The organism is Roseicyclus sp., from assembly GCF_052168335.1.
GTDB lineage: Bacteria > Pseudomonadota > Alphaproteobacteria > Rhodobacterales > Rhodobacteraceae > Roseibacterium.
In genome coordinates this window covers 1-6,403 of sequence record NZ_JBQLZP010000057.1, presented here as the reverse complement: position 1 = coordinate 6,403, position 6,403 = coordinate 1, and the positions used below count along the sequence as shown (strand labels likewise).

Below are 6,403 nucleotides of genomic sequence, written 5' to 3'. Positions count from 1 at the left end.
GATCCGCGTCAGCCATTTCTGCGAGCAGGAGCCCGGCCAGCCCGGCACCACGAGGCGCAGCGGCGCGCCGTTCATCGGGTGCAGCGCCTCGCCGTTCATCTCGAAGGCGATGAGCACGTCGTCGTCGAGCGCCTTCTCGATCGGGATGCCGCGCGAGAGGGTGTCGAGCTCCGGGTCGCCCGAGAGGTGCACGTCCGCGCCGTAGTGCCCGGTGTAGACCGCGGCCGACTGCACGCCGGCGGCCTCGAGCACGTCCTTCAGCCGAACGCCGGTCCACTCCGAGCAGCCCACCGCGCCATAGGTCCACTGGTTGCCGCGCGCCGGCGGGTCGAAGGCGTAGCGCCCGTTGCCGCCGCACTCGATGTGCAACGCGCGGGTGACGACCTCGAACCTCTCGCGCAGGTCGGCGATCGTCAGCGTCATCGGGTTGTCGACGAAGCCGTCGATCTCGAGCGTCCAGCTCTCCGCGTCCATCTCGAAGGGAAGCTGGCCGTTGTTCCGGATGAAGTGCCGGTTCGTGGGCGTGATCGCATCGTCGAGCAGGTGCGGCGGCGTCTCGGCGTTCACCGGCCGGTCGCCGAGCAGCACGAGACCGTCCTTGCCGGCGAGCGGGTCGTCCTGCGCGAAGGCCGCCGGGACGAGCCCGGCAGGCATGTTGCGCTCGAAGGGGATCGTCAGGCCCGCGATGGCGCCAACGGTGGCGAGACCCGCGCCCCTGAGAAACCGCCGGCGGTCCTCGCGGTCCGCCGCCTCTGCCGCCTCCGTCCCGACGGAAGCGCCGTCCTGGATGTCCTTCATCGTCTCCTCCCACGATGTTGATTGCCGTTTGTTGACATTACGACAGGTTGACGTATGCGCAAGTTTGCATGCGATAGGATTTCGCTATCGTCGGGATTGCGTTCGCCGCCTTCAGGCGGGGATCATCGTACCTTGCAGGAGCGCGACGTCGCGGCGGCGGCCTTCGGCGTCCACGGCGAGGACCGTCGCGCGAACGACGGTCAGGCGCCGCCCCGCCCGGACGACCTCGCCCTCCGCCACGAGGCGCATGCCGGCGGCGGGAGCGACGAGGTTGATCTTCATCTCGACCGTCAGGACCTCGGCGCCGTCCTCCATGAGACCGAGCGCGGCATAGCCCGCCGCGCTGTCGCCGAGCGCGAAACTCGCGCCGGCATGGGCGAAGCCGTGCTGCTGTCCGACCGCCGCCGTGATCGGCATGGACAGGACCGCACGACCGCGCGCGAGGCTGTCGATTCTTGCGCCGAAAGCCGCCATCAGGCCCTGCCGTGCGAAACTTTCGCGTATGGCTGCGTCACGCACAGGTAATAATGGTTCATATTTGGCCATCGGAATAGTCGATTCGGTCTGCTACGTTGTGTCAAGTACCGTTCAAGATGCTTGATTTGGCCAAATAGCCCATTATGAAAAAGCGTTATGGATAGACGACCCTCCGACACATGACAATCATCGAGGAATCCCGGCGCTCCGGGCGCACCTGGCGCCGCGCGTTGAGGGTCGCGGCATGGACGCTCGCGAGCATCCTCGCGGCGCTTGTCGGCCCGTTCGGAACCTTCGAGGCGATGAATTTCGAGGAGAGGCTGTTCTACTGGTCAGGCCTGATCGGCGTGTCGCTTCTGCTGGCGCTCGGCATACGGAAGCTCACGCTCAGTTTCCTGGACGACACGCTTTCGTCCGACCTCGCCGGGTCGGTGGCGATCGCGCTCACGCTCGGTCCCGCGATCTGCGTCTTCAACGTGACCGTTCTCGGCCACGAGGTCCTGAGCCTGTCCAAGATGCTGCACCACATCGTCGTGGTGTTCACCGTGTCGCTCATCCTCGTGCTCGTCCGGCTCTATGCGCGGCTCCTGGTCGCGTCCGAAGGCCGCTCGCCCGCCGCGCCGGTCGTGGTGCGCTCGATGAGGCAGGTCGCGGTCATGCCCGTCGAGACGGAAAGCCCGTCGGACGAAGCCGTCCACGGCCTGCCCGCCTTCCTCCAGCACGTCGAGGAGGAGATCGGTCGCAACCTGCGCTGGATCACGGCGGACGACCATTATCTTTGGGTTCATGGCGACGGGGGCAGCGCGCGTGTGCTCATGCGCTTCCGCGACGCGCTGAAGGAGCTGTCGCACCTGCCCGGGCTCCAGGTCCACCGCTCGCACTGGGTTGCGATCCCGGCCGTGGTCGAGGTGCGTCCCGAGGGGCGGCGCCACGTTGCGATCCTCGATTGCGGCACGGAGGTTCCCGTCAGCCGCGCCTACCTGCCCGACCTGCGCGCCGCGGGGCTCATGCCGGACGACGCGGCATAGGCACCTCGACGGGCGGCGTGCCGAGGAGGATGGCGCGCGCGCCCCGCTCCATCAGCGCGGACAATTCCGGTCCGTCGCAGTGCAGGCCCCCGGTATAGGTGCCATAGGCGGGCATGACGATCCGCGCAGCGTCCACGAGGAAGCAGGGCCGCGTGATGCCGCGCCCCCGCGCCGCGAGCCGCGCCTTCGGATGGTAGTGGCCCGAGACCTCGCCCCGGGCCTCACGCTCGGCGATGTGCCGGAAGGTGAGGGGGCCAGCCTTCAGCGTCGCGAGATGCGTTCCCCCGAGGCCGAGCGGTCCCGGATCGTGGTTCCCCTCGATCCAGATCCAGCGACGCCCGGCCATGAGCGGCGCGAGATGCGCCCCGGTCGCCGCGTCGATCGCCTCCGCCGCGCCGAGGTCGTCGAAACTGTCGCCGAGGCAGACGACGGTGCGCGCACCCGTCGCCCCGATGTCGGAGGCGAGGCGGGTCAGCGTGTCGATCCCCTCGTAGGGCGGCAGCATCGGCCCGCCCCGCCGCGCCGTGCGCTCCGACTTGCCGAGGTGGAGGTCGGAGACGACGAGCAGGCTTTCCGAGGGCCAGTGCAGCGCGCCGGAGGGCAGCGCGTGCAGCGTCTCGCCGCGGAAGCCGAAGACATGGACCTGGGGCGCGTAGGCGTTCATGTTCCGTTCACTGCCACGGCGACCGCGCGCTTGCAACAGGCTCAGGCCGTCTCGAGGCCCGCCGTCTGCATCAGCCGCCGCGCCTCCTCCTCCATCAGCCGCTGGTTGGCCAGCCCCTCGACGGGGATGCGCCCGGGTTCGAGGAAGATGGGGGCGGCGAGCGGCGTCACGCGGCTGAGGCGGACATGGTCGATCCGGTCGCCGATCCGGGCCAGCATCTCCTCGATCCGGCCGAAGTCGACGAGGCCGCGCATCGCCTCCTCCCGCGTGATCTCGAGCATGACGTGCCCGGGGTCGTACTTGCGCAGCGTGTCGTAGAGGATGTCGGTCGAGAACGCCGTCTGCCGCCCGGTCTTGCGCTTGCCGCCGGGCATGGCCCGGTCGATCAGCCCCGCGACGATGGCCGAGCCCTTGAAGGTGCGCTTCATCACCGCGTTCCCGGCGAGCCAGGTTTCCATGGTCTCGATCAGGTTCTCGCGCGAGAAGAGCGGCACGGCATCCTCCACCGCGTCGAGCCCCCAGATCAGCGTCGCGTAGTCCGTCGCCACGAAGCCCATCGGGTTCAGCCCCTGCGCCTCCATCCGCTGCGTGAGGAGGAGGCCGAGCGTCTGCTGCGCGTTCTTGCCCGCGAAGCCGTAGGCGACCAGATGCTCCCGCCCGTCATGGGGGAAGCTCTCGACCAGCAGGCGGTCGCGCTCGGGCAGGCGGCTGACCTTGCGCTGGAGATGCAGCCATTCGCGCGTGTGGCCGGGCAGTTCGGGCCAGTCCTCCTGCCGGAACATGCGCAGGATGCGGTCCGAGAGCTGCGTGGAGGTGGCGAACTTCGTGCCCATGAAGGTCGCGATCTTGGGCTTCTGCCAGGGTGTCCGCGTGACCTCGACCACCATCTCGCGCATCCCCTCGTAACGCACGATCTCGCCGCCGATGAGGAAGGTGTCGCCCTTGCGGAGCATCGAGGCGAAGTATTCCTCGACCTCTCCCAGCGGCTTGCCGCCCCGCGACTTGTGCAGCCTGACCGCCATCTTGTCGGCGTCCACGATGGTGCCGATGTTCATGCGGATGCGCAGGGCCGCGCGCGGGTCGCGGAGCTGCCACTGCCCGTCGGGGCGCCGCATCAGCCGCTGCCACTGGTCGTAGGCCCTGAGCGCGTAGCCCCCGGTCGCCACGAAGTCGAGGCAGCGGTCGAAGCTCTCGCGCGGGAGGGTGGCGTACGCCCCGGTGGTGATGACCTCGGCGTAGAGGTCATCCGCCGCGAACGGCCCGGCGGCGGCGCGGATCAGGATGTGCTGGCACAGCACGTCGAGCGGCCCGTCGCCCCTCGGGTCGCCGTCGAGCGTGTGCTCGCGCACGGCGGCGAGTGCCGCCACGCACTCGATCACCTCGAAGCGGTTGGCGGGCACGATCAGCGCCTTAGAGGGCGCGTTGTAACGGTGGTTCGCCCGCCCGATCCGCTGCACGAGGCGCTTCACGTTCTTGGGCGCGCCGACCTGGATCACGAGGTCCACGTCGCCCCAGTCGATCCCGAGGTCGAGCGTCCCCGTGCAGACGATGGCGCGCAGTTGCCCCTCGGTCATCGCGCGCTCCACCCGCTCGCGCTGTTCCCTCGCGAGCGCGCCGTGGTGGATGCCGATGGGCAGCCCCTCCTCGTTGGCGAGCCAGAGGTGGTGGAAGAAGATCTCCGCCTGCGCCCGGGTGTTGTGGAAGATGAGCGTGGTGCGGTGGCGCCTGACCTCCTCGAGCACGCGGGGAATGGCATAGCGCCCCCCGCCCCCGGACCAGGGCGGCGGCTCGGGTGTCGTCAGCATCGCGATGTCGGGGTCGGGGCCTGGATCGGCCAGGAGGATCTCGCAGGGGTCGGGGTGGCGGGCGAGGAGGCGGGCGATGGCCTGCGGGTCCTCCACCGTCGCCGACAGGCCCACGCGGCGGAGGCCCGGCGCGAGCGCCGAGAGCCGCGAGAGCGCCAGCATGAGCTGGTCGCCGCGCTTGCTTTCGGCCAGCGCGTGGATCTCGTCGACGATCACCCGCCGGAGCCCCGCGAAGGTCCGCCCCGCATCCTCGTACGAGGTCAGGAGCGCAAGGCTCTCGGGCGTCGTCAGCAGGATGTGCGGCGGGTCCGCGCGCTGCCGCTTCTTGCGCGACGACGGCGTGTCGCCGGTCCGGTCCTCGACCCGGATCGGCAGGCCCATCTCGGCGATCGGCCCGGTGAGGTTCCGGCGGATGTCGGCCGCCAGCGCCTTCAGGGGCGAGATGTAGAGAGTGTGGAGCCCCGCGTGTCTTCCGTCCGCAAGCTCGGCCAGCGTCGGCAGGAAGCCCGCCATCGTCTTGCCGCCGCCGGTGGGCGCGATGAGGAGCTGGCAGGGCCGATCGGCCGCCTCCAGCATGGCGCGCTGGTGGGGGTGGATCGCCCAGCCACGGGCGTCGAACCATCCGGTGATCTCGGGGGGAAGGGCGGTCATGCCGCGCAAGATAGGCGCGACGAGGCCCGAGGGCCATGCGCGCCCGGCAAAACGAAACGCCCGCCGCGCGGGGTGCGGGGCGGGCGCTTTCGCTTGCGGGGGAAAACCCTCAGTGCACGATCTTCTCCTCCTTGACGTAGAGGTTCTCCCACGCCCGGTCGAGGAGGTCGGGCCTGAGCTGGTAGGGGATGCCCTCGAAGTCGCAGATCGCCTTGACCTGGTCGATCAGGAACGGCGCGTGGTAGTTCGCGTAGAGGTTCTCGACCGCCGGGTACTTCTTCTTGAGGAGGTGGATCAGCGCCTCCTCGTTCAGCGGCACGCCCTTCTTGCGCGCGACCATGGCGAAGATCTTGAGGAACTCGCTCTGGTTCGGGCCGTCGATCTTCACCTTGAAGAAGATCCGGCGAAGGGCCGCCTGGTCGAAGATCTCGTTGGGGTGGAAGTTGGTCGAGAAGACCACGAGCGTGTCGAAGGGCACCTCGAACTTCTCGCCCGACTGGAGCGCGAGGATGTCGTAGCCCGCCTCCATCGGCACGATCCAGCGGTTGATGAGGGCCTGCGGCGGCTCCTCCTGGCGTCCGAGGTCGTCCACGATGAAGACGCCGCCGGTGGACTTGAGCTGCAGCGAGGCCTGGTAGGTCCGGCTCACGGCGTTGTAGTTGAGGTCGAGCATCTTCAGCATCAGCTCGCCCCCCGTCATCACGGTCGGCCGCGTGCAGAGCAGGTATCGCGTGTCGTGCCGCGCCGAGGACTTGCGCAGCGGGCTGTTCACGCCGGCCTCGCCGCCCTCGACCTTGGTGTGCACGATCGGGTCGAACATCGTGATGACCTGGCCCGCATAGCTCAGCGCGTGCGGGATGTAGATGTGATCGCCCATCGCGGCGCGGATGCCCTCGGCGATGGAGGACTTGCCGTTGCCGGGCGGGCCGTAGATCAGGACCGAGCGGCCCGACGTGACCGCGGGGCCGAGCTGGTCGATG

General features: G+C 69.2%; 6 protein-coding genes. 1 reads left to right on the top strand and 5 read right to left on the bottom strand.

All coding sequences use genetic code 11. From position 1 onward, the window contains the following. Together ACTS11_RS01960 and ACTS11_RS01955 are read right to left on the bottom strand one after the other, a co-directional pair. A partial coding sequence (locus tag ACTS11_RS01960; protein WP_442638673.1) for a molybdopterin-dependent oxidoreductase occupies nucleotides 1-798 on the bottom strand: 798 nt, incomplete at its 3' end. 111 nt (nucleotides 799-909) lie between these two features. Beyond that, entirely contained in the window at nucleotides 910-1,272 is a 363-nt protein-coding gene (locus ACTS11_RS01955; protein ID WP_442638672.1) for a PaaI family thioesterase, read from the bottom strand. 182 nt (nucleotides 1,273-1,454) lie between these two features. On the opposite strand from ACTS11_RS01955, the gene ACTS11_RS01950 reads away from it, so the two are divergent. After that, nucleotides 1,455-2,303 carry a LytTR family DNA-binding domain-containing protein gene (locus ACTS11_RS01950; RefSeq protein WP_442638671.1) on the top strand — a complete coding sequence of 283 codons (849 nt, stop codon included), beginning with the start codon at nucleotides 1,455-1,457 and terminating at the stop codon, nucleotides 2,301-2,303. Here ACTS11_RS01950 and pdeM read toward each other — a convergent pair. The 3 genes from pdeM to ACTS11_RS01935 all read right to left on the bottom strand — a co-directional run. Further along, complete coding sequence (gene pdeM, locus ACTS11_RS01945) at nucleotides 2,281-2,967, bottom strand: ligase-associated DNA damage response endonuclease PdeM (protein WP_442638670.1); 687 nt, start codon at nucleotides 2,965-2,967, stop codon at nucleotides 2,281-2,283. The two genes, ACTS11_RS01950 and pdeM, sit on opposite strands and share 23 nt — an antisense overlap. 41 nt (nucleotides 2,968-3,008) lie before the next feature. Next, nucleotides 3,009-5,423, bottom strand: a complete 2,415-nt coding sequence (locus ACTS11_RS01940; RefSeq protein ID WP_442638669.1) for a ligase-associated DNA damage response DEXH box helicase — start codon at nucleotides 5,421-5,423, stop codon at nucleotides 3,009-3,011. A gap of 109 nt (nucleotides 5,424-5,532) precedes the next feature. Beyond that, nucleotides 5,533-6,403 (bottom strand): ATPase (locus ACTS11_RS01935; protein ID WP_442638668.1); only part of this gene is annotated, 871 nt, incomplete at its 5' end.